The organism is Actinocrinis sp., from assembly GCF_035605935.1.
Lineage (GTDB): Bacteria > Actinomycetota > Actinomycetes > Streptomycetales > Catenulisporaceae > Actinocrinis.
The window spans coordinates 37,341-60,632 of the sequence record NZ_DATNGK010000257.1 but is presented as its reverse complement, the minus strand read 5'-3'; the positions used below and the strand labels follow the sequence as shown (position 1 = coordinate 60,632).

Annotated in this window: 21 protein-coding genes; 10 read left to right on the top strand and 11 right to left on the bottom strand. The window is 68.3% G+C overall.

The features are described 5' to 3' along the window. Window positions 1–4: 4 nt before the first annotated feature. From VN779_RS20500 to VN779_RS20480, 5 genes are all read right to left on the bottom strand, one after another. Entirely contained in the window at window positions 5–832 is an 828-nt protein-coding gene (locus tag VN779_RS20500; RefSeq protein ID WP_325725790.1) for an ABC transporter permease, read from the bottom strand. Continuing rightward, entirely contained in the window at window positions 829–1,839 is a 1,011-nt protein-coding gene (locus VN779_RS20495) for an ATP-binding cassette domain-containing protein (RefSeq protein WP_325725788.1), read from the bottom strand. The genes VN779_RS20500 and VN779_RS20495 overlap by 4 nt, the downstream gene beginning before the upstream one ends. A gap of 142 nt (window positions 1,840–1,981) precedes the next feature. Continuing rightward, entirely contained in the window at window positions 1,982–2,407 is a 426-nt protein-coding gene (locus VN779_RS20490; RefSeq protein ID WP_325725786.1) for a MarR family winged helix-turn-helix transcriptional regulator, read from the bottom strand. Then, a complete protein-coding gene (locus VN779_RS20485) occupies window positions 2,407–2,853 on the bottom strand; it encodes an SRPBCC family protein (RefSeq protein ID WP_325725784.1) in 447 nt (148 codons plus the stop codon). The genes VN779_RS20490 and VN779_RS20485 overlap by 1 nt, the downstream gene beginning before the upstream one ends. 90 nt (window positions 2,854–2,943) lie before the next feature. Next, window positions 2,944–3,378 carry an OsmC family protein gene (locus VN779_RS20480; protein WP_325725782.1) on the bottom strand — a complete coding sequence of 145 codons (435 nt, stop codon included), beginning with the start codon at window positions 3,376–3,378 and terminating at the stop codon, window positions 2,944–2,946. A 128-nt stretch (window positions 3,379–3,506) separates the two neighbouring features. Here VN779_RS20480 and VN779_RS20475 point away from each other — a divergent pair, with 128 nt between their 5' ends. Next, entirely contained in the window at window positions 3,507–4,007 is a 501-nt protein-coding gene (locus VN779_RS20475) for a SigE family RNA polymerase sigma factor (RefSeq protein WP_325725780.1), read from the top strand. 13 nt (window positions 4,008–4,020) lie between these two features. Further along, the gene (locus tag VN779_RS20470) at window positions 4,021–5,058 is read left to right on the top strand and encodes a hypothetical protein (RefSeq protein WP_325725778.1); all 1,038 of its coding nucleotides are present in this window, start codon (window positions 4,021–4,023) and stop codon (window positions 5,056–5,058) included. Window positions 5,059–5,157: 99 nt separating this feature from the next. Here the strand turns inward: VN779_RS20470 and VN779_RS20465 are convergent, their stop codons facing one another. Further along, window positions 5,158–7,107 carry a cellulose binding domain-containing protein gene (locus tag VN779_RS20465; protein WP_325725776.1) on the bottom strand — a complete coding sequence of 650 codons (1,950 nt, stop codon included), beginning with the start codon at window positions 7,105–7,107 and terminating at the stop codon, window positions 5,158–5,160. Between the two features lie 518 nt (window positions 7,108–7,625). Here VN779_RS20465 and VN779_RS20460 point away from each other — a divergent pair. After that, window positions 7,626–10,208 (top strand): GH32 C-terminal domain-containing protein, encoded by a 2,583-nt coding sequence (locus tag VN779_RS20460; RefSeq protein WP_325725774.1) that lies wholly within the window; start codon window positions 7,626–7,628, stop codon window positions 10,206–10,208. Window positions 10,209–10,299: 91 nt separating this feature from the next. Here VN779_RS20460 and VN779_RS20455 read toward each other — a convergent pair whose 3' ends face one another. After that, entirely contained in the window at window positions 10,300–11,256 is a 957-nt protein-coding gene (locus VN779_RS20455) for a carbohydrate kinase (protein WP_325725772.1), read from the bottom strand. Further along, window positions 11,253–12,338 (bottom strand): LacI family DNA-binding transcriptional regulator, encoded by a 1,086-nt coding sequence (locus tag VN779_RS20450; protein ID WP_325725769.1) that lies wholly within the window; start codon window positions 12,336–12,338, stop codon window positions 11,253–11,255. The genes VN779_RS20455 and VN779_RS20450 overlap by 4 nt, the downstream gene beginning before the upstream one ends. Before the next feature lie 210 nt (window positions 12,339–12,548). On the opposite strand from VN779_RS20450, the gene VN779_RS20445 reads away from it, so the two are divergent. The 4 genes from VN779_RS20445 (at window position 12,549) to VN779_RS20430 (ending at window position 16,774) form a co-directional block, all read left to right on the top strand. Then, on the top strand, window positions 12,549–13,685 hold the full coding sequence (locus VN779_RS20445) for a substrate-binding domain-containing protein (RefSeq protein WP_325725767.1): 1,137 nt from the start codon (window positions 12,549–12,551) through the stop codon (window positions 13,683–13,685). 235 nt (window positions 13,686–13,920) lie between these two features. Beyond that, window positions 13,921–14,955: an ABC transporter permease gene (locus VN779_RS20440; protein WP_325725765.1), complete on the top strand. Its 1,035-nt coding sequence runs from the start codon at window positions 13,921–13,923 to the stop codon at window positions 14,953–14,955. After that, window positions 14,952–15,737: an ATP-binding cassette domain-containing protein gene (locus VN779_RS20435; RefSeq protein ID WP_325725763.1), complete on the top strand. Its 786-nt coding sequence runs from the start codon at window positions 14,952–14,954 to the stop codon at window positions 15,735–15,737. Before VN779_RS20440 ends, VN779_RS20435 begins: the two co-directional genes overlap by 4 nt. Before the next feature lie 8 nt (window positions 15,738–15,745). Continuing rightward, window positions 15,746–16,774: an aldose 1-epimerase gene (locus VN779_RS20430; protein WP_325725761.1), complete on the top strand. Its 1,029-nt coding sequence runs from the start codon at window positions 15,746–15,748 to the stop codon at window positions 16,772–16,774. Between the two features lie 6 nt (window positions 16,775–16,780). Here VN779_RS20430 and VN779_RS20425 read toward each other — a convergent pair whose 3' ends face one another. Together VN779_RS20425 and VN779_RS20420 are read right to left on the bottom strand one after the other, a co-directional pair. Beyond that, window positions 16,781–18,223, bottom strand: a complete 1,443-nt coding sequence (locus VN779_RS20425; protein ID WP_349260867.1) for an SPFH domain-containing protein — start codon at window positions 18,221–18,223, stop codon at window positions 16,781–16,783. A 220-nt stretch (window positions 18,224–18,443) separates the two neighbouring features. Further along, on the bottom strand, window positions 18,444–18,638 hold the full coding sequence (locus VN779_RS20420; RefSeq protein ID WP_325725757.1) for a hypothetical protein: 195 nt from the start codon (window positions 18,636–18,638) through the stop codon (window positions 18,444–18,446). Window positions 18,639–18,870: 232 nt separating this feature from the next. Here VN779_RS20420 and VN779_RS20415 point away from each other — a divergent pair, with 232 nt between their 5' ends. The 3 genes from VN779_RS20415 (at window position 18,871) to VN779_RS20405 (ending at window position 22,293) form a co-directional block, all read left to right on the top strand. Continuing rightward, the gene (locus VN779_RS20415; RefSeq protein ID WP_325725755.1) at window positions 18,871–20,718 is read left to right on the top strand and encodes a thioredoxin domain-containing protein; all 1,848 of its coding nucleotides are present in this window, start codon (window positions 18,871–18,873) and stop codon (window positions 20,716–20,718) included. Between the two features lie 148 nt (window positions 20,719–20,866). Further along, window positions 20,867–21,469, top strand: a complete 603-nt coding sequence (locus tag VN779_RS20410) for a SigE family RNA polymerase sigma factor (RefSeq protein WP_325725752.1) — start codon at window positions 20,867–20,869, stop codon at window positions 21,467–21,469. Then, window positions 21,466–22,293: an AMIN-like domain-containing (lipo)protein gene (locus VN779_RS20405; RefSeq protein WP_325725750.1), complete on the top strand. Its 828-nt coding sequence runs from the start codon at window positions 21,466–21,468 to the stop codon at window positions 22,291–22,293. The genes VN779_RS20410 and VN779_RS20405 overlap by 4 nt, the downstream gene beginning before the upstream one ends. 13 nt (window positions 22,294–22,306) lie before the next feature. Here VN779_RS20405 and trhA read toward each other — a convergent pair whose 3' ends face one another. After that, window positions 22,307–23,050 (bottom strand): PAQR family membrane homeostasis protein TrhA, encoded by a 744-nt coding sequence (gene trhA / locus VN779_RS20400; protein ID WP_414639730.1) that lies wholly within the window; start codon window positions 23,048–23,050, stop codon window positions 22,307–22,309. Window positions 23,051–23,292: the final 242 nt, after the last annotated feature.

The window sequence follows — 23,292 nt, the reverse complement described above, 5'->3', positions numbered from 1 at the left end:
CAGCTCAGCTGCGCCGCTTGTACGCGCGCACCGCGAGTGGCGCGAACAGCACCGTCAGCCCCGCCGACCAGAGCAGCGTGACCCACACCGCGTGGAACGCCGGTCCGCCGCTCATCAGCGCCCGGGCCGAGTCCGCGGCGGTCGTCAGCGGATTGATCTTCACGAAGGCCTGCAGCCACCCCGGCATGGTTGCGGTCGGCGCGAAGATCGAGGAGGCGAACATCATCGGGAACAGCACCAGCTGGCCCACACCCTGCACTGCTTGCGGGGTTTTCGCGATCGAGCCGATGTAGACCGCCACCCACGAGATCGCGAACCCGAGCGTCATCAGCACACCGATACCGGCCAGGAAGGCGAGCGGTGAGGTGTGCACGCGGAACCCGAGCGCCACCGCGGACCCCGTGGTGATCACCGCCGCGATCAGCAGCCGCAGCAGGGCCGCCACGATGTGCCCGTTCAGCACCGCCGAGCGGGCGATCGGCAAGGAGCGGAACCGGTCGATCACGCCTTTGGAGAAGTCGTTGCTCAGCTTGATCCCGGTGTACATGGTGCCGAAGGTCAGCATCTGCGCCAGGATGCCGGGCACCAGGAACTCCAGATAGTTCCCGTGGACGCTGCCCTTCATCGCGCCACCGAATACGTAGGTGAACAACACGGTCATGATAAGCGGGAAGATCGTCACATCCATGAGTTCTTCCGGATCCGCTTTGATCGACAGCAGATTCCGGCGGATCATCGTGCCGCTGTGCCGCAGCCACTCGGCGAAGGACACCCGGCCGGAGACCGGCCTGCCCGCCCCCGCCCGCGCGAGTCCCGCATCAACCGCGCTCATCGGCCCTCATTCCTTCCAGCGTCGCCGCCGTTCTCGTCGTTGTCGTGCCCGGCGCCCGTGCCGGTCAGCGTGATGAAGACCTCGTCCAGTGAGGCCGTAAATGTGCTGACATCGGCCAGCGCGATCTCCTTGGCGGCGATCTCGCGCAGCACCAGGTTCAGCTGCTCGTCCGCGGCCAGCGGACCGCTCACCTGATCGGTCCCCTCTTCCTGCGCGGTGCCGAGTACCTCAGCCATCAGCGCTTGGAGCACCGGCAGATCCGTGGCGTCCGCCGGGCGCACCCGCAGCCGCCGCCCGGATACCTGCTGCTTGAGCTCTTCGGGCGATCCGGATGCGATGATCCGACCGCGGTCCATCACCGCGATCTGCCGGGCCAGCGCTTCGGCCTCCTCCATGTACTGCGTGGTCAGCAGCACGGTGGTCCCGTTCCAGGCCAGCTCGCGCACGATGTCCCACAGGTCGTTGCGGCGCTGCGGGTCGAGCCCGGTGGTCGGCTCGTCGAGGAAGAGCACCTGCGGCGTGCCGACCAGCGAGGCGGCCAGATCCAGCCGCCGCCGCATGCCGCCGGAGTAGTTCTTGGCCACCTTCTTCGCCGAGTCGGCCAGCCCGAAGGTCTCCAGCAGCTGATCGGCGCGGGCCCGCGCCGCCCTGGCCGGCATATCCAGCAGCCGGCCGATCATGTACAGGTTCTCCCGGCCGCTCAGTGCCTCGTCGACCGAGGCGTATTGCCCGGTCAGGCCGATGACCCGGCGCACCGAGTGGGCCTGCCGCACCACGTCGAAGCCGCCGACCGAGGCCGAGCCGGCGTCCGGGGTCAGCAGCGTGGCCAGCATCCGCACGATGGTGGTCTTGCCCGCCCCGTTCGGCCCGAGCAGCCCGAACACGGTTCCCATCGGCACTTCGAGGTCCACTGCGTCAACGGCCACCTGGTCGCCGAAACGCTTGACCAAGCCCCGCGTGGACACCGCGGCGTCGACCGATGTCGCCGCAACCCTTGTCTGTGTCATGGGCTCAAGGTGACAGGCCGCGCTGACACCGGCCTGACATGAACTGACAGCGGCGGGCTCACGCCTTGTCAGCTCAGTCCTTGGCGCCTTCGCCTTTGCCAGCGCGGTCTTCGTGGGTGCGGTGCTTGCCGGCGTGGCCGTGCTACCGGTCGGCGGCCAGTTGCCGCAGCAGTTCGAGCGCGTCCGGTGCCTTCACGGGACGAAAGAACTCCGCGTCCGCGTGCTCCACCGCCTCGATCGCCTGCGGTGCCAACGCGGCGCCGCGCTCGGTGACCGCGACCCGCTTGGCCCTGGTATCGCGCGGGTCGGTCTCGCGGCGAATCAGGCCCTTGCGTTCCAGCGCCGCCAACACCGCGGAGGTCATCTTCACATCCGTACCGGCTTGCCCGGCCAGCGTGAGTTGATTCGGTGGCTCGCCCTGCCGGCCCGCCCACCAGGCGCAGGCCAACAGGACGAACTGCACGTGCGTCAGGTCGAGCGGGGCGAGCGCGGCCGTCATGGCACGCTGCCAGCGCAGCGTCGCGTGCCAGAGCAGGAACCCCGGGCTCTCGGCGGGCTGCAAGGCCATCAGGCTCCCACTTCTGACGGGCTGTCGGATTCGGATCCGGCCGCACGCACCAGCGCCGCCATCGTCTCCGGGAAGTCCGCGGTGATCGCCGGGCCGACCTGCGGTCCCAGCTCGTCGGACGCCGGTCCGGTTATCTCAGTGCGGTAGGTGATCCGCGTGCGGTCCCCGTCCAAACGCTCGAGCCGGTGCATCGTACGAATCACGACCCCGCCGAACTGCGCGACGTCGACGAAGGTCTCGTTCTCGCGCACCTCGGCGAGCTGCAGGAGCACCGGTTCGTCGCCGCGCGGCGTCATGGTGATGCGGCTGCCGGTCGCGAACGGCCCGTCCAACTCGGCCTTCTCAGTGTCCGGGTTCCACTCGGTCCACGTGGCCACGTCGGCCAAACGCGCCCACAGCGCCTCCGCGGTGGCGTCGGTCGTGATGGAGTGCTCGTATTCCCACATGATGTTTTCCTCTCTCAATTGGTCTACGCAGAGACTATCTGTGCGCAGACTATCGGTCAAGAGGTGCAGCCGAGTCTCCGAGTCGCGTCCTCACGCCTCGTGCACGATTGTCGACTTGACCGGCGTCGCGATCTCGACCGTCCGGCTGACCGTGCACAACCGGTCATGCGAGAGCTTCACCGCACGCGGCAGGATCGCGCGGGCCGCGTCGCCTTCCGCGCCCTCCGGGAAGGAGACGCGGAAGGTGACTTCCAGGTCGGTCATCCGGCTGCCCAGATCGTCCTGGATCTTGTGGCCGGTCACGGTGACCGAGAACCCGGCCGGTTCGGCATGGCGGCTGGTCGCGACGTCGGCGTCGATGGCGGTGCAGCCGCCGATCGCCGCCAGCAGCAGTTCGACCGGAGAGAAGGCCTCGTCGCCCGAACCGAGGCTGATCGTCACGCCCTTCGGATTGGTCGCGGTGTATTGGCCGGCCGCGACGCGGTCGACGCGGACGCTGCGGAGGGTTTCGTCGTTTGCGCTCATGCGCCGACCATATGTGCAGGAAGCAGTCGGCGGCGGATCGGCCACCCGACCCTGCGGCCACTCAACCTTTCGGGCAGCCGCCGGCATTAAAGAGTCGGATATCCACTGAGCCGAGACTGGGAGGCGGCGTGGCTGTGAGCGATCGGGACGCCCACTTCACCGATTACGCGACTGCCAAGACACCGTGGCTGCGCAAGGTCGCCTTTCTGCTGTGCCAAGACTGGCACCGGGCGGACGACCTGGTTCAGACCACACTGACGCGCTTATACGTGCACTGGCACCGGGTCACCCGGGTGGAAAGTATCGACGGCTACGCGCGAACCATCCTGGTGAACGCATTTCTGGCGGAGCAGCGCACGGTCTGGTGGAAGCGGGTCTCGCTAAAAGGGGAGAGCGCGGACGCCGCCATGCCAGACCTGGATGTCGCCGCGTCGGTCGATCTGCGCGCGGCCCTCGCCGCGTTGCCACCGCGGCAGCGCGCATCGATCGTGCTGCGCTACTACTGCGATCTGTCTGTGGACGAGACCGCCGCGGCGCTGCATTGCGCCCCCGGAACCGTCAAGAGCCAGACTTCGCGCGGCTTGGAGACCATGCGCCGAGCGCTCGATCCGCACTCCGTCAACTCGTAGAAGGGACAAAGTCATGCAGTTCGATGCAGACTCGCTTTCGAGCGCGCTTGGCGCGATCGCGGAGCAGGACGCCCCGCCGAGCGGGGTCGACGCGGACCGCGCCCGGGTGGACGGACGAAGGACGTTGCGCCGCCGGCGGACCGCGGCCGGGCTGGGCGGGACCGGGGCCGTGGCGCTGGTCGCCGCGCTGGCCCTGAGTGCCGGGCACGTGTTCGGCGGCGCTCCAGGCACCGGAGCCGCCGCGACGCGGCAGGTGGTGCGCACCGCGGACTGGGATCCGCTCGTCGCTCCCGGCACGTTCGGGTGGTTGCCGGCGAACGCGCCGAATGTCAACTATCTGATCGCGCCCGGACCGGGACAGGGCTCACAGGCGCTGGGCAAGGGCAGCGAGGTCAGCGATGGCACAGTGGGTCACGATCCCGCGATGATCTGGCTTTCCGTACTCGACGCCGGACAGTCGCCGGCGCCGCAGTCGGGCGACACCCTCATCGCAGCCCCCAAGGTGAACAACCGTCCGGCCTTCTGGGAGGTCGATCCGGCGCAGCGCAACCCCGACCGCGGCAGGGCCGGCGTGCTGTACTTCCAGAGTCCGAGCGGCCGCTGGGCGGAGATCAACGCGTACTACCTCGGTACGGATCCGGTGGCGCAGACGTTGCTGCACGTGGCCAAGTCCGCGCACATCGGCGACACCGCGGTGCCGCTGCCCGTGCGTATCAGCGGGCTGCCGGCCGACGTGATCGCGCCGGTCGCCCAACTGACCCGGCCGACGACCATAAAAGGGGCGGCCTGGGAGGTGGACCTCAGCTTCAGCATGGGCGCCGAGAACGACTCGGTTCAGGTGCAAGTGCTGCCGGCCACCGCGACTCCCGGCGCCAACTCCGAAATCGACCAGCATTGCAAGATCAGCAACGGCCTGCTGATCTGCGTGTCCACGATGAACGGTCGCGCTCCGTGGTACGTGGCGGGCGGCTTCGATGGGCTGCTGCGCGACATCACATCGCTGGGCATGGACCCGGCGCACTGGACGACTGACGTGGTCACCGTGCGGTAGCGAGCGGCAAAGCAGAGCGCGGGCGGTCGTTTCAGACCGCCCGCGCCTGCGCTCACGTAGCGATTACCGCAGCATCAGGAGTGTTGAATCAATGCGGCATCAGTACGTGAACGAGTAGGCAGCCAGGGACGATACGCCGCACGAGGACACGTACAGCGAGTACGTACCGTGCGCCAGGCCCGAGGGCAGCGCGAAGTCAGTGGTCTGCGCTTCGCCGGGCTTGCTCGGCACTTCCGAACTCCAGTTGTAGGAGCGGGCGTAGTACACGTGTCCGGAGGAGTCCTTCAGGTACACGATCGGGTAGTTCTCCGGTGCCTGGAAGTCGTCCTCACCAGTGGCGACCATGCCGGACAGCTGCGTGCCGGCCAGGTGGTAGGAGCCGTCCGAGTTGGCGGTGACCGTACTGACGGTCGGACGCCAGGAGTTCTGCGGGCCGCCGACCGGGGTCCAGATCCAGTTGCGGTTGCCGGCCGCGGCCATCACCTGTCCGTTGGGCAGGTCGATGAAGTTGACCACCTGGCCGGAGGAGTCCGGCGGCTCGGGGACGGTGCTGATGGTGTTGGTGGCCGGGTCGAACTCGTCGACCATCGGGCCGGAGGCCGAGCCGCACTGGTTGGTCAGCCAGCTGCACTTGACCGAGTCGAACATGACCTTGCCGTTCGGCTCAGGGGTCGTGTACACGTCGTCGGTGTACGTGCCCTGAGGCGTCGGGGGGCCCACGACCCAGCTGCCCGCGCTGCTGGTGCTCGAGCCGGGGGTGTAGATCGCGGTGGTGTTGCTGCCCATCACGAAGATCCGGCCGTCGTACAGCTCGGTGACCATGGAGGAGTCCACGTTGCCGTTGGCGTACCCGGAGGGCGGGGAGGCCAGGGTGTGCCAGGTGTTGTTGGTCGGGTCGAATCGGTACGCGCCGTAGTTGCCCACCGAGACCACCGAACCGTCGGAGAGCGGCACCCAGCCGTCCTCGCCGGAGCTGGTCGGCCGGGAGCCGACGCCGCTCCAGGTGTTGCTGGACGGGTTGAAGATCTGCGTCTTCGGGTTCTGCTGGTCGCTGGAGACGATGGAGCCGTTGCGCAGGCTGGCGCTGCCGGTGTCCTGCAGGTTGCCGTAGAGGCCGGACTGTCCCAGGCTCCAGGTGTTGGTGACCGGGTTGTAGAGCTGTACGCCGTTGTGGTCGTTGGCGGAGCTGCCCGACGGCCAGAAGTACACGTACTCGCCGCCAGCCTGGTAGAAGCGGCCGTCCGGCAGGATGTGCTCCTGCGCCGCGCCGAGGCCGTAGGGGCTGGTGGCCAGGGAGACCCAGTGGCCGTTGGCATAGCTGCCGAACGCGTCGGGCACCAGCTTGACCCACTGGTGCAGGTCAGCGCCGTTGGACAGGATGCTGCCATCGGACATCAGCCACATGAACGTGGCCGGGCCGCCGCTGAACTGGTTGACCGGCGCCGCGACCCACGTGCCGGCGCCGGGGTTCGACGAGGGCGAGGAGGAGGGCGTCGGGCTGGCGCTGGCGCTTGGGGTCGGGCTCTTACTCGGGCTGGTGCTCGGTGACGGCGTCGGCGAGGCCGAGGTGGGACTCGGCGTCGCAGAGGACGAACTCACCGAGCCGTTGCACACGGTGCCGTTCAGGGTGAGCTGCGCGGGCGCCGCGTTCGTGCCCGAATACGAGCCGTTGAAGCCGAACGAGAGCGCCGCGTTCGTGCCCACCGAGCCGTTGTAGGAGGCGTTGGCGACGGAGACGTTCGCGCCGCTCTGGGTGTAGCTGCCGTTCCACAGCTGGGTGATCTGCTGGTTGCCTGGGAAGGTCCAGCCGACCGTCCACGAGCTGATCGGCGCGCCCAGGTTGGTGACCGAGACGCTGACGCCGAAGCCGGTGTTCCACTGGCTGGTGATCGAATACGTGGCCTGACAGCCGGACGCGGCGCTGGCTCCGCCCGCCGCCACCGCCACGACCGCGCTCGAACCGAGGGCGGCGACGCCGCAGGCGACGGCCGCGCGACGCAGGCCGGGGCGGGACCCGGGCGTTCGCCCGCGTCCTGTTAGCGCTAACAAGGTGGTTCGCTCCTCACTGATGGACAGACAGGTCCGTCGAAACTGGAGACGCCGGAATGGAGCTGCGGCGCGCTGGTGTTCCGGGGTGCCCGCGCGCCGGCCGATGCCGCGCGCCCAAACCATCAGCGTGTTGAGATTTTTGGTCTCGTCAACGTGCCCGGGACCGTAAGAGCCGCCGCCTGCGCGTGTCAACCGAGCGGTCCCGCGACGCGGCGGCGGCCGCTGCCGCCGAGGTCGGAACCGGTAACCAGTCGAGCCGCGGATGAGACTTTCAGTCTTGCCCGCTGGGCCGAGCGCGGATGCGGCGCCGGCCACGCTCATCCGCTTGACGAACCGAACCCTTGTTGAACGCCCGCTGGATCGAACCAAGCTCTTGTTGGACCGAGGCCGGACGAGTAGTGTGACCGCCATCCCTGAGACAACGTTGTCTCGGTCTTGCGGCTAGCTGAGACAACGTTGTCTCACCGGGAACTCAGCGGCTGCCGCAGGTCCGCCAGGGCTGACCGAGGAGGAACCGCGTGCGTTCGCATCCTTATCCGATTGAGGCGTCAAGGCCGATCCGCCGAAGGCGCCGCCGCCTTGCCGCCGCGGCGCTCGCGTTGTGCGCGCTGCTGCTGCCGGCGACCGCCTCGGCCGCCGGAGCTGACACTGCCGCGGCCGGCACCGCCGGCAGCGCCGCCTATCAGGAGCTCTACCGGCCGCAGTATCACTTCACTCCCGCGCAGAACTGGATGAATGATCCCAATGGCCTGATCTACTACCACGGCCAGTACAACCTGTTCTTCCAGTACAACCCCTCCGGCTCGACCTGGGGCAACATCGAGTGGGGTCACGCGGTCAGCACGGACCTGGTGCACTGGACCGAGAAGCCGGTGGCCATCCCGCAGGACTCCAGCGAGTACGTCTTCTCCGGCAGCGTCGTCTACGACAAGACCAACTCCAGCGGCCTGGGCACTGCGCAGAACCCGCCCCTGGTCGCCGTCTACACCAGCGCCCAGAAGGCGACCGGCGTTCAGCAGCAGGCGCTGGCCTACAGCCTCGACGGCGGCACGACCTGGACCAAGTACTCCGGCAATCCGGTCCTCGACCTCGGCTCGCAGAACTTCCGCGACCCGAAGGTGTTCTGGTACGCGCCTGGCAACGAGTGGCTGATGGTGGTCGCCCGCTCGGACTTGCACGAGGTCTACTTCTACTCCTCGACGAACCTCAAGCAGTGGACGTATTTGAGCGAGTTCGGCCCGGCGGGCGCCACCGGCGGCGTATGGGAATGCCCTGACCTGTATCCGCTCGCGGTCGACGGGAATCCGCAGAACATCAAGTGGGTCCTGGTCGTCAACATCAATCCGGGCTCATACGCGGGAGGCTCCGGCGCGCAGTACTTCGTCGGGACGTTCAACGGAACAACCTTCACCTCCGACGACCCGGCCGGCTACACCCCGCCCCCTGGAAACGTCTTCGCGGATTTCGAAGGATCCGGCTACGGCGACGGCTGGACGACTACCGGCGCCGCGTTCGGCAACGGGCCCGCGCAGGGAACACTGCCCGGCCAGCAGACGGTCACCGGCTACCTCGGCCACGGCCTGGTGAACAGCTTCATCAACGGCGACTCGACCACCGGCACCCTGACCTCCCCGAGCTTCACCATCAGCCAGCCCTATATCAACTTCCTGGTCGGCGGCGGCGATCACGCGTATGTGCCCGGCGGTGTGCTTTACGGCACCGCTCCTGCCGGGCCGGTGTTCGACGACTTCAGCTCCGGCTGGGGCGCCGGCTGGAGCGCGACCGGTGACTTCGCGAACGCGGGCCCGACCGCCGAGAGCCTGCCGGGGCAGATCGATCCCCGGGCGCTGGACACCTGCGTGGTGAGCTGCGACGGGGCTGAGGGCACGATCACCTCTCCCACCTTCACGGTCAACTCGAACTACATCGACTTCCTGATCGCGGGCGGCGACCACCCGATGGACCAGCCGAACCCGACCGCAATCAACCTACTGATCAACGGCAGCGTGGTGGCCACCGCGACCGGCAAGAACAGCGGCGACATGGACTGGACCTCGTGGAACGTCGCACAGTACAAGGGCCAACAGGCCACCATCCAGGTGGTCGACCAGAACAACGGCTCCACCGGCTGGGGCCACCTGATGGTCGACCACCTAGTCTTCTCCTCGGCCGCCGCCGCGCCATACAACCCCGAGACCGGCGTCAATCTGGTGGTTGACGGCAAGGTGGTGGACAGCGCCACCGGACAGAACGCCGAGGCGCTGGACTGGACCTCGTGGAACGTCAGCTCCCTGATCGGCAAGACGGCGCAGATCCAGGTCGTGGACGACAACGTCGGCAGTTGGGGTCACGTCAACGCCGACCAGCTCACCTTCGCCGACACGCCCGCGCTCAGCAGCGTCCAGCGCGCGCACTGGATCGACTACGGCGAGGATTTCTACGCCACCGCCAGCTATAACGACGCACCCGGCGGCAAGCGGATCGAGATCGCGTGGATGAACAACTGGGACTACGGCGGGAACATCCCCACCTCGCCGTGGCGCAGTGCGGACACGTTCCCGCGCGAGGTGTCGCTGCGCACGATCGACGGCGCGGTGCGGCTCGTGCAGCAGCCGGTCAACCAACTCAATACGCTGCGTCAGCCTGGCGCCTACAACGCTCCCGCTCTGTCGGTGACGAATGGCACGCGGCCGCTTGCCGTGAACGGACAGACACTTGAAATCAACGCCGATCTCAACGCGGGCAACGCAGCCCGATTCGGTCTCGACGTGCGCGTCGGATCGGGTCAGTACACGCAGATCGGCTACGACACCGCGACGCAGCAGCTTTACCTCGATCGATCGCACTCCGGGAACACGGGCTTCGATCCGACGTTCTACGGCGTGCAGAGTGCTCCCTTGCCGCTTGGCGGCGGCGATCTGAAGCTGCATGTCCTGGTGGACGCCTCATCGGTCGAGGTCTTCGGCGATCAGGGCGAGGTCGTTCTCACCGACCAGATCTTCCCGGACTCGACTGCGATTGGAGTCGATGCGTTCGCTGCTGGCGGCTCAGCCACCGTGCAGCACCTGACCGCCTGGCAGCTCTCGTCGATCTGGCCGTAGCGGATCCCGGTCCGCCGTCAGCGGGACGAGGGATCGAGCCGGTTGCCGCATAGCGCGGTGGCCGGCTCGATCCGCTTTTCCGGCAGCACTGTCAGGCCAGCGCGGCCGCGAACGGCGGATCGGCGCCCACCCGCTCGCAGGTGAGCGCGGAGACCAGCACTGCTTCGTCGACAGTCTCGGCCAGCAGTTCGGCAGGGCACTGACTGAGCAGCTGCGGCGTGTGCAGTCCGCGCCGCACCAGGCCGCCGAGCAGTCCGGAGGTGAACGCGTCACCCGCGCCGATCGTGTCTACCAGCTGGATCTTGCGGCCCGGCCGGTGTACCGGCGCCGCGTCGGGACGCAGCAGGTGCGCTCCGTTCGGGCCGTCCGTGATCACCACGGCCAGCGCGCCCAGCTTCAGCCAGCGGTCGCCGACCTCTGCGATAGCGGTCTGCGGATATAGCCATTCCACGTCCTCACGGCTGGCCTTCACCAGGTGCGCCACGGACACGAAGTCTTCGACCAGGGGTCGCGCCTGCTCGGGTTTCCCTAACAGTAAAGGCCGGATATTCGGGTCATAACTGATTAGGGTGCTGCCTTGCTCGCGCGATCGCGCCACCGCGGCCTGGATATGCCGATTGCCCGGCTGCGTCCATGACGCGAGCGAACCGACGTGCAGGATCGTGGTGTCCGGCGGAATGCGCGCCAGCTCCGTATCAGTCCACTGCCAGTCGGCCGTGCCGTCGAGATAGAAGTCGTACCCGGCCTGGCCCTGCGCGTCCAGGGATACGACCGCGAGCGTCGTCGGCTCGGTGGCGAGCGGCGCGCTGGTCAGATCGACATTCTCCGCGGCGGCGTGCTCGCGCAACAGCCTGCCGAAGGCGTTGTCCGCGAGCCTGGCCATCAGCACCGTGCGATGGTCCAGACGCGCCAGCCCGATCGCCACGTTGAACGGACTGCCGCCAGGCCTGGCCTGGTAGTCGCCGGGGCTGGAGCCGGGCACTAGATCAATGAGGGCTTCCCCGATCACCGTCAGCAGCGGCTCGGCGGCTGAGAAGGGCCGCGTCACGAGGCCGCCCGCCTGTCTCGACTGTTCAGGCCGCGCGCCGCCGGGGCCGCGATCTCGCCCGAGCCACGCGTGATCAGACGCGTCGGGATGATGCGCGTGCTCGTCGGCGAGGTGTCACCGTCCAGCCTGCGAAACAGCGTTTCCGCGGCGAGCCTGCCGAGCGCCTCGATGTCCTGCGCGACAACCGTGATCCCCGGCCGCAGCATGTCCGCGAGCGGGAAATCGTCGAACCCGACCATCGCGACCTCGTCCTGCAAGCCCAGCGCGCGCAGCGCCCGGCTCGCGCCTATCGTGATCAAGTTCTGTCCGGTGAACAGCGCGGTGGGCGGATCGGGCAGCCGCAGCATCCGCTCGGTCGCCTCGATCGCGGCCCGCTCCGAACTCGCCTCGTGCCAGATGAGCTGCTCGTCCGCCTTCAGCCGCGCGAGCTCCAGCGCGTGCCGGAAGCCGTCGAAGCGCTGCGCGGCCGTGGAGATGGAGAGCCGGTCACCGAGGTACGCGATGCGCCGGTGACCGCCCGCGAGCAGGTGGTCAACCGCGTTTATGGCGCCGGTCCGGTTGTCCGAGAGCACCGCGTCGGCATCGAGCAGCTTCGGCTCGCGGTCGACGAACACCAGGCAGGTCCCGGCGGCGCGTTCCTTGATCAGGTAGCTGTGGTCCTGGCCGGCCGGCACGATCAGCAGCCCGTCCACCCGCCGGTCGATGAACGCACCGGCCAGTTCGCGCTCCCGCGTCGCGTCCTCGTCCAGGCTGCCGAACAGCGCCAGCACGTCGCGCTCCCGCGCGGTGTCCTCGACCGCCCGCATCAGCGCCGCGGAGAAGGGGTTCGCCGCGTCCTCGACCAGCATCCCGATGGTGGCGGTCCGCCCGTCGCTGCGGCGCAGATTGCTCGCCGTCAGGTTCGGCCGGTAGCCCAGCTTGTCGGCTGCCTCCCGGACCCGGGCCGCGAGCACTGGATCAACCGTGCTGACCCCGTTGACCACGCGGGAGACGGTCTTGATCGCCACCCCGGCCAGCGCCGCGACGTCCCGCATGGTGGGCCGTCCGGCCGGCCGCACTGGACCGGGTTCCGCGTGAGGCATCGTTGTCTCCCCTGGGGGTTGCGTTACCGACTCGTTGCACACGGGTCTCTGCCTGTGGCTTGACGCATTCTCGCATAAGAGAGAGTATCGCGGCGAGACAACGTTGTCCCGAGGTTCTTCGAAAGTGCGGAACGAGCCTCAGCGGGACACGCTAGATCAGGACCTCCGGATCCACCCTCACCCAGCGAACGTCCCAGAGAGGCTTGAACCATGGACAGCTCGACGACGAGCACCCCGGCGCCGCGCCTGAGCCGACGCGCCCGCGCGGCCGCCGCTGGAACCGCGCTGTGCGCTGTCGCCGCACTCGCGGCCTGTAGCTCCTCCTCCAGCGGCACGGCCAGCGGTTCCGGCGGCTCCGGTTCCGGCGGCGGCTCAAAGGTCGGCGTCTCGCTGATCCTCAAGACTTTGACGAACCCGTACTTCGTGAGCATGGAGAACGACGCCAAGACGGCCGCGGCCAAGGACAACGTGAACCTGACCGTCGCGGCCGGCAACAAGGACGGCGACACGCAGAGCCAGATCAGCGCGATCGACAACGCGATCTCCCGCGGCGACAAGGGAATCCTGATCACCACGAACGGCGACGCGGTCAACGCGGCGCTCAACCAGGCCAAGCAGGCCGGCCTGTTCGTCATCGCGCTGGACACCGCGCCGAACCCGCCGAGCGTCGCGGACATCACCTACGCCACGGACAACACCCAGGCCGGAAAGCTCGACGGCCAGTACGCGGCCGCCGCGCTCGGCGGCAAGCCGGCCGTGATCGCCATGCTCGACCTCTTCAACAACCAGGTCGTCTCCGTCGACATCGACCGCGATCACGGCTTCCTCGAAGGCATGGGCATCAACCCGGGCAGCACCACGCAGAACGCGCAGGAAGCCAAGACCGGCACGTACACCGGCGGCGGCTCGTACACCATCGCCTGCCACCAGCCGACGCAGGGCGCCATCGACGGTGGCCGTACCGCGATGGAAAACTGCCTGTCCGCGAACCCGAACATCAACGTGGTCTACGCGATCAACGAGCCGGCCGCGGAAGGCGCGTACAACGCGCTGAAGGCCGCGGGCAAGCAGAGCCAGGTCGCGGTTTACGCGATCGACGGCAGCTGCTCCGGCCTCAAGCTGGTGGGCACCGGCGAATTCACCGCCGACGCGGTGCAGTACCCCGGCAAGATGGCCGCTCTCGGCGTGGACTCGATCGCGAAGCTGGCCCGCGGCGGCTCGAAGCCGAGCGTGACGCAGGGCAAGTCCTTCTTCGACACCGGCACCGCGCTCGTCGCGACCAAGAGCTACCCCGGCGTGACCATCCAGTCGCCGACGGACGCGGCGTCCGCCTGCTGGGGCAGCTGACCCGGGGCTGACTTGGCCTTGATGAACATGCCCTTAGTGAACACTGCGCCCAGGCCCTGTCTTCAAAGGGGCGCCGCGGCCCAGGCGAACCTTTGAAGACAGGGCCGAACGGGGCCAGAGCCGGGTGTGCCGACGCGTCCGCACTACGTGCCGGCGCACCCGTCCAACCCCCTCCGCTCGCCCGCCTTTTTCCGCAGATCACCCGTTCCGCTGGTCACCATCGAAGGGGATTGCCGTGACCATTTCGCTAGACGGCCCGGCCGCACCGGCCACGGCCGAGGAGTTCCTCAACCGGCCGCCGACCGTGGGCCAGCGCGTCCACTCGGTGTTGCACAAGCAGCCCGCGCTCAGCCCCGCCATCGTGCTGGTGCTGGCCGCGGTGGCCTTCGGACTGCTCAACAGCCGCTTCTACCACCTGCAGAACCTCTCCCTGGTGGCGCAGCAGGTCGCCGTGGTCGGCGCGCTGGCGGCCGGGCAGACCCTGGTCATCCTCACCGCGGGCATCGATCTGTCGATCGGCGCGGTGATGGTGCTCGCCTCGCTGGTCATGTCGAAGCTCGCCTTCGACCAGCACGTGCCCGGTGTCTTCGCGCTTCTCATCGGCGTGGTCATCGCGGTGGTCGCGCAGGCAGTCAACGGCTTGCTGGTCACCAGGATCAAGCTGCCACCGTTCATCGTCACCCTCGGCACCCTGAGCATCTTCACCGCGATCACGCTCATCTACGCCAAGGGCCAGACGATCGCACTGCAGCCCGGCGCTTTCCTCCTGTGGAGCGGCAACACAGTCTCGATCGGCTCGCTGCACTTGACCACCGGCGTACTGATGATGATCGGGCTGTACATCGTCATCGGGTTCGCACTGCGCTACACCGCGTGGGGCCGGCACCTGTACGCGGTCGGTGACGACGCGGAAGCCTCACGTCTGGCCGGTATTTCGGTCAACCGGGTGTTGTTGAGCGCTTACATGGTCGCCGGCGTCGCGATCGCGGTGGCGGCCTGGATCCTGGTCGGCCGGGTCGGCGGCGGTGACCCGAACAGCGGCCTGAACGCCAACCTCGAGTCGATCACCGCCGTGGTCATCGGCGGCACCAGCCTGTTCGGCGGCCGCGGCGTCGTGGTCGGCTCGCTGATCGGCGCGCTGATCGTGCAGGTTTTCGACAACGGACTGGCGCTGGCCGGGCTCGACCCCAACTACCAGGTGCTCGCGGTCGGCCTGCTGGTCATCGCCGCGGTTTCGGTCGACCAGTGGATCAGGAGCGTGAAGGCATGAACGCGGCAGGCAACCTTCCGGTCCTCGAAGCCAAGGGCCTGGTGAAGCTGTTCGGCCGCGTCGTCGGGCTCGACGACGTGGACCTGACGCTGTACCCCGGCGAAGTGCTGGCGGTCATCGGCGACAACGGCGCCGGCAAGTCCACGCTGATCAAGTGCCTCTCTGGAGCGCTGACGCCGGACCGCGGCACCATCCGCGTGAACGGCGCCGAGGTCAACTTCCGGCGACCGCAGGATGCCCGCGAGGCCGGGATCGAGACGGTGTATCAGACCCTTGCGGTCGCGCCGGCGCTCGACATCGCGAGCAATCTCTTTCTGGCGCGCGAGGTGCGCCGCAAGGGCCCGCTCGGTTCGGTGCTGCGGATGCTGGACACCGGCGAGATGAAGCGGCAGTCCGCCGAGCACATCAAGCACCTCGGTATCAGCACCCTGCAGAACATCGGCCAGGCGGTGGAGACGCTGTCCGGCGGCCAGCGCCAGGCGGTCGCGGTCGCCCGCGCCGGTGCGTTCGGCAGCAAGGTGGTCATCCTCGACGAGCCGACCGCCGCGCTCGGCGTGCGGGAGACCGGTCAGGTGCTCAAGCTGATCCGCGAGCTGCGCGACAACGGGCTCGCGATCATCCTGATCAGTCACAACATGCCGAACGTGTTCGAGGTCGCCGATCGGATCCACATCCAGCGGCTCGGCGCCTGCGCGGGTGTCATCTCGCCGAAGACACACTCGATGGAGGACGCGGTCGCGATCATGACCGGCGCGAAGAAGCTCACCGCGGCCGCCGACTGATCGCTGACATGACACACCTGACGACCGGCTCAGCTGACGGATATCCGCCGAAGAGCTACCTGATCGACCACGGCCACCTCGGCTCTGAGCCGGTCGTTATCGTGTCCGCGCCCGGCGGCGCCCGGGTGATCCTGGCGCGGCGCGGGGCGACCCTGCTGCGGTGGGAGGTGAATCGGCTCGGCGCGCCGTTCGACCTGACTGACGGCTACCGCGACGAGGCCGAACTGCTTGCGCAGAACGGCGTGCGCAACGGTGTGCTCGCGCCGTTCCCGAACCGCATCGCCGATGCCCGCTACACGTTCGCAGGCGTCGAACACGACCTGCTACCCGGCAAGACAGCACGGTTGATCTACCACGGCTTCGCGCGAGAGCACCCCTTCGATCTCGCCGAAGCCGTGGTTTCCGACCTCGCCGCCCGGCTGACCTTCACCGGCCGCATCGATGCCGCGGGGCACCCCGGCTATCCATTCGCGCTGGATCTCGCCGTCACCTACCTCATCACGGCGAAGGAAGTCACGGTCACGACCTATGCGACGAACACGGGCGCATCCGCCGCCCCGTACGCCGCAGGTTGGCACCCATACTTCCGCCTGCCGGGCACAGTCGACGACTGGACGCTAGAAATCCCCGCGCGCACCATCGTCCACACCGATGAAGCGTTGATCCCGCTCGACGGCGACGCCGCGTATCAGCCGCTCGACGAGAACCCCGCGATGGATTTCCGCCGCCCACGCAAGTTGAGCGGCCTCGTCATCGATGCCTGTTTCACTGACCTTGCCGCCGGCGATAAGCGCTGCGAGACGGTCCTGCGCCACAGTCGGACCTCTGATGAACTGCGCGTCTGGCAGTTCGGCGGATCAATGCACGTCTTCACCGGGGACACCCTGGCTCGCGATCGGCGCCGCAGTATCGCGCTCGAACCGGTCGAGGCCATCACCAATGCGTTCAACCGCGCGGAATGCGCAGGCGCGCTGCTCCTCGGCCCCGGCGAGACTCGCTCGTTCCGCTTCGGCGCCCGCTACCTGCGCAATCGCTGAGCCGCGCTACTTGATCTCAATCACTCCCAGGTGATCGTCTGAAGCCGCCTTATCCGGCGCGGCGCCGTCGAGCGCGGTGGCGTGCGCGGTGCCCGGTGCCATGCCGGCCAGCAGTTGCCGGGCCAGTCCGAGCCCGGTGCCGCCCATCGTGAGCGCCTTGGCCAGCAACTCGTTGACACCGTCGGCGCCGTTGAGCACGACCATGTGATCCACGCCCGCGAAGGCCTCGGCCCCGGCGTGCACGATCGCCGGCCAGTTCTCGGCCAGCTGCTGGGCGATGACAGCCTCCTGGTTCTCCGCCAGCGCCGCGGCGCGGGCCTTGATCCCCTCGGCTTCCGCCAGGCCCTTCGCCTTGACGGCTTCCGCCTCGGCGAGCCCCTTCGCCTTAGCGGCCTCAGCCTCCGCCAAGCCTCTGGCCTGAGCGGCGGCGGCCTCGGCGGCGCCGGTGGCGCGGGTGAACTCGGCGCTGGCCAGGCCGCGGGCGCGGGTGGCTGCGGCGTCCGCCTCGGCGGCGGCCCTGACGCGGGTGGCGTCGGCGCCGGCGCGCAGTTCGGTCTCCTTTGCCTCGGCCTCCGCCTCGTGCACCTTGGCCTCGCGCTGCGCCTGGGCGATGGTGACCGTCTCATACGCTCGAGCGTCGGCGGGCTTTCGCACGTCGGCCTGCAGTTGCTGTTCCCGCTTCTGCGCCTCGAGTTCGGCGACCCGGGTCTCCTGCACGACGACCTCCTGGCGGGCGGCGGCCTCGGAGAGCGGGCCGGCCATCTTCGCCGTCGCCTGGGCCTTGTCGACCTCGGCCTGGTAGCCGGCCTGCTGGATGTTCGAGTTGCGGATCGCCTCGGCCTTGCGCGCGTTCGCCTCGGCCTCCGCCTCGGTGGCGGTGCGTTCGGCGGCGGCCTGGGCGATGCGGGCGTCACGCTGCACGGCCGCGGTGTGCGGCGCGGCCAAAGCCTTGATATACCCGGTGGGGTCCTCGATCTCCTGGATCTGCAGCGAGTCGATGGTCAGCCCGAGCTTCTCCATCTCGTGGCCGGAGGTGGCGCGGGTCTGCTCGGTCAGCCGCTCGCGGTCGCGGATCATCTCCTCGATGGTCAGGCTGCCCACGATCGAGCGAAGATGACCGGCCAGGATGTTGTGCACCCGCACTGCCATGTTGCTCTGCTGGTCGAGGAACCGGCGGGCGGCGTTGGCGATGGACACCCGGTCGTCGCCGACCTTGAAGATCACCACGCCTTGGACGTGGACCGGGATGCCCTGGCTGGTAACGCAGTCCACGGACAGGTCCGCCTCGTTCAGGTCGAGCGCGAGCTTGCGAACCGCCTGCACCCCGGGCACCACGAGGGTGCCGCGGCCGGTGATGATCCGGAAGCCCATGCCCTCGTCGACGCCCTCGATGCGGTGGCGGGCGCCGGAGATCAGCAGAGCCTCGTTCGGCTCGGCCACCCGCCACATCAGCTTGAATATGAGCACTGCCACGACGACGCAGGCAGCGATGATCCCCGCGAGAATGAGTGCCGTCGGCACTGTGAAGTCACTTCCCCGAACGTAGTGAGGGGAACAGTTGGCACCGTCCCCTGTACGAATGGAGCCGCAGCCCCATGCCGCGGGTCTCCGTCTACTGGTGTACACCCGCCGAACCTTGGCCGCACACCCGGGTCACGTAAGAAGGCTGTCAGAGCGCCGAAACGTACACTGTGCGCGGCGGATGGTATTCGAGCACGACAACGATCGTGCCGACCGCGATCTGCTCGCCGGTATCCGCGGCGTAAGCCATGAACGCCTCGGCGCCGCCGCGTACCTGCACCATCACTTCGCCGACCAGGCCGGGAGCGATCCGCCCGGTCACCCGCCCCTGCAATCCGATCAACGCCGGCCTCCCTCGAAGCAGCGATCAAACAGCGATCAGCGCCATTACACACCTCGCACGTAGTCGGCGCTGGCACGGCGCCGCGGCCGCATCTGCCGCCCTCGCTGCGACCTTGCGAGCAGCATGCGGGATGAGACGCCGGGATCGCGCCGAGTGGAGCGTAGATGATCAAACTTCAGCGTCGTCCCAGGTTGAAGCGGACGCTCCGGGCAGCCTGTGAGAGGCTGAGTTTATGAACCGGCTCGGCACCGCGACCTCTCCTTACCTGCTCCAGCACGCGGATAACCCGGTCGATTGGTGGCCGTGGTGCGAGGAGGCGTTTGCCGAAGCGAGACGGCGTGACGTGCCGCTGCTGATCTCGATCGGATACGCGGCATGCCACTGGTGTCACGTCATGGCGCATGAGTCGTTCGAGGACCCGGAGACCGCGGCGGCGATGAACGCCGGGTTCGTGTGCGTGAAGGTCGACCGCGAGGAGCGGCCCGACGTCGACGCCGTGTACATGACCGCGACGCAGGCGATGACCGGGCAGGGCGGCTGGCCGATGACGGTGTTCGCCACGGCGGAGGGCAAGCCGTTCTACTGCGGCACCTACTTTCCGCGCGAGTCGCGCGGCGCGATGCCCTCGTTCCGGACGCTGCTCGACGCCGTGGGCACGACCTGGCGGGAGCGCCGGTCCGAGGTCGAGCGGGTGGGGGAGGACATCGCCGGCAAGCTCGCACAGACTGCCGCACCTGTGGACGGCGGCGCGCCGGGGGAGACGCAGCTAGCCGCGGCCGTGTCCGTGTTGGTGCACGAATTCGATGATGCGCATGCCGGATTCGGTGGCGCGCCGAAGTTCCCGCCGTCGATGACGCTGCTGCACCTGCTGCGGCATCACGCGCGTACCGGGTCGTTTCATGCGCTGGACATGGTGCGGCGCACGTGCGAGGCGATGGCGCGCGGCGGGATCTACGACCAGCTTGCCGGCGGATTCGCGCGATACGCCGTCGACGCCACGTGGACAGTGCCGCACTTCGAGAAGATGCTCTACGACAATGCATTGCTTCTGCGCGTGTATACCTTGATGCACAAGGCAGTTGCGTCCGACGATCCGGGTTCCGCTCCCGCTCCCGCTCCCGGCTCCAGTGCCGGAGCAGGCTTCTTCGCGCGCATCGCGGCGCAGACGGCTAAGTTCCTGCTCGCCTCGCTGCGTACTGCGGAAGGCGGTTTCGCCTCGGCGCTCGATGCAGACACCGAGGGCGTCGAAGGTCTGACCTACGTCTGGACGCCGGCACAGTTGCGCGAGGTCCTCGGCGAGGAGGACGGGGCGTGGGCTGCGGACTTCTTCCACGTCACCGACAAAGGCACGTTCGAGCACGGCACGTCAGTACTCGAAATGCTCGCCGACCCGGCCCTGGAGGACGAGCCGCGCTACCACCGCGCGCGGATCACCCTGCTCGAAGCGCGCGGGGAGCGCCCGCAGCCGCACCAGGATGACAAGATCGTCGCCGCCTGGAACGGCCTCGCCATCACCGCGCTGGTCGAGGCGTCGCTGGCCTTTGACATGCCGCACCTGCTCGACGCCGCGCTCGACGCGGCTCGGCTGCTGGCAGAGGTACACCTGCGTGACGGTCGGCTGGTGCGCACCTCCCGCAATGGAATCGCTTCGACGAATCCCGGTGTGTTGGAGGACTACGGCTGCGTAGCTGAGGGCTTCTGCGTGCTGTACTCGGCGACCGGTGACAAGCAGTGGCTCGACCGCGCCGCGCAGCTGCTGGAAACAGTGCGCGAGCAGTTCGTCTCGGACGCGGGTTTCCACGACACCGCGGGTGACGCGGACGCGCTGTACTTCCGGCCGAGTGATCCGACCGACAACGCGACTCCGTCCGGCACGTCCGCCGCGGCGGCCGGGTTCGTCGCGTACGCCGTGACCGCCGGTTCCCTCGACCACCTCGACGACGCACATCGCGCTCTCGCGGCCGCGTCCCGTCTGGCCGACCGCGCGCCACGCTTCGCCGGCTACGGGCTCGCGGTCGCTGAAGCGCTGCTCTCGGACGTCCCGGCGGCCTTCGTCTGCCCGGGGCCGTTCTGCGCTTGAGCCGGCCGCGGGCGGTCAGTGCTTGAGCTGGTTAGGGCCAAGTGCGATGCTGGCAATGTGATGTGCGTCACACTTCTGGCGCGCTGACAACCTAACTGCCCCCACCTGCGGTCTGGTCCGTCAACGCTCGTGGTTCAGGGGGGTTGATGTGGACGCGAGAGCCCGCACCGAGTTCGAGGAGTTCGTCACCGCGCGATCCGCGGCGCTGTTCCGCACCGCCGTCCTGTTGACCGGCAACCGTCAGGATGCTCAGGATCTGGTGCAGTCCGCGCTGGAGCGCGCCTGCCGCCACTGGGACAAGGTCGCCGCTGCCGAGCAGCCGGAGGCATACGTGCGCCGCATCCTCGTCAACTCCCTGAAAGACCGGTGGCGGATACGCAAGCGGATCGTCGAAGTACCGTTCGACGACGCGCGGCCGTCCGCGTCCATCGGCCAGTCCCCAAACCGGCAGGTCGAGCAGGTGGAGCTGCGGCGGTCGATGATCGCCGAACTGCTGCGGCTGCCGATCGGAATCCGCGCCGTGCTGGTCCTGCGCTACTTCGAGGACCTGTCCGAGGCCGACATCGCGCACACGCTGGGCTGCTCGACCGGGACAGTCAAGTCCCAGGCGGCTCGCGGCCTGGCGAAACTCAGGGCGGCCCTGGGCACGGAACCGGACTTCGCGACCTCCGGGTCGCCGCCTGCGAACCAGGATACGAATTCGGTGAATCGACTACTGCCGAACCGTCTCGCGGATCGGGGAGACTCATGAAGCGTCCATTGTCACCCTTCGAGCAGGAACTGGTGAACGCCATGGACGAGTACGCGCACCGCGCCGTGCCGCCTCCCTTCAACGCCACTCGCATCGTCGCCCGCGAGCGGCAGCGGGTGCGGGTGCGCCTTTCGATCGCCGCCGTCTGCGTCGCCACCGCGGCCGGCATCGCCTCGTGCGTGGCGACCAGCGTGCCCGGCAACGGGAACAAGGGCCTCCCAGTGGTCGGCAACACCAACACGCCGGTCTCGGTGACCGCAAGCCCGACGCCGGGATCAAGCACCGCGTCGGCGAGCCCGGCCTCCAGCGGCGGCGGCGCCGTCGGTGGCAAGGTTTCCGCTGGTCCGGCGGGTACGGTGCCGATTTGGCCGACGGGAGCCACCAGCAGTCCGTTCGCCGGCTCGGTCCCCCCGGTGCCCGAGGTCACCTCGATCCGCGTCGGTGCCCACCCCGAGGGGGGCTATGACCGGATCTCGCTCGAGTTCACCGGCCAGGCGCCCGGCTTCCGCGCCGGGTACGTCGCCCAGGTGATTCGCCAGGGTTCCGGCGCACCAGTTTCCCTGCCCGGAGCGGCTTTTCTGCAGCTGACCTTCAGTTCGGCGCAGGCTCACGACGACAACGGCAACCCGACGTTGAACCCCTCGCCGACGAACCCGGTCTCGGTCAGTTTCCCCGAGTTGCGTTCGTACGTGCTCAACGGCGACTTCGAGGGCACCGTCTCAGTCGCGCTCGGGCTGGCCGCTCAGGACGGCTTCCATGTTAGCGAGCTGACGAAGTCGCCGACGGATCACGTCATCTACGTAGACATCGCGCGGGCGCACTAAGCACACGGCCCGCCTATGTCCGCGCGTACACCACGATCGAGATCGCGATGTAGTGGCAGGCGAAGGCCGCGATCGTGAACACGTGGAAGATCTCATGGAAGCCGAACCACCTCGGCGAGGGGTTCGGCTTCTTGAGCGCGTACACCACCGCTCCGGCCGAATACATCAGCCCGCCCGCGACGATGAGCCCGAGCACGGCCCCGCCTCCGTGATGCAGGAACTGCGGCAGGTAGAAGACCGCGGCCCAGCCGAGGGCCAGGTAGCAGGGCACGTATACCCAGCGCGGCGCGCCGAGCCAGAAGACCCGCATCCCGATGCCGATCAGCGCGCCCGCCCACACCAGGGTGAGCAGCACCTCGGCCGAGCGGTGCGACAGCAGGACGAGCGCGAGCGGCGTGTAGGTCCCCGCGATGATCAGGAAGATGTTGGTGTGGTCGAGCCGGCGCAGCACCGCCTGCGTCTTCGGCCCCCAGGTGCCGCGGTGGTAGACGCCGCTCACGCCGAACAGCAGCCAGGAGCTGACCGCGAAGATCGCGCACGCCGCCGCGGTCCCGGCCGTCGGCGCCAGCGCGATCAGCACGATCCCGGCGGCCAGCGCGAGCGGAAAGGTCCCGGCGTGGAACCAGCCGCGTAGCTTCGGCTTTGCGTGTTGCAGCGCCTGCGCGGCCGCTTCTGTGGCGGACGCCACAGCCTGCGCCGGGGAGACTTGCCTCACAGCGGACGTGCGAGGATCCACCGCCTCACCGCCCGGACCCATGAGATTGGTCACACCGCGCTCACTTCCTGGCCGCCGTTACGGCCTGCTGTTTCATTCCTTTTCCGGACATTGCACCACGCCGCGCCGGTGCGGCTGTTGCCCTCTCAAGGGTAACCTACGCATCCGTAAGTTACTGATAAGTAGGATTTAGGTATCCACGATGCGGACACTCGTGGCTATAGTCCAAAACACCCCTCATCACGCCCGGGAGGTGCGGACCCCCGGCGTCCTCTAGGAGTGCG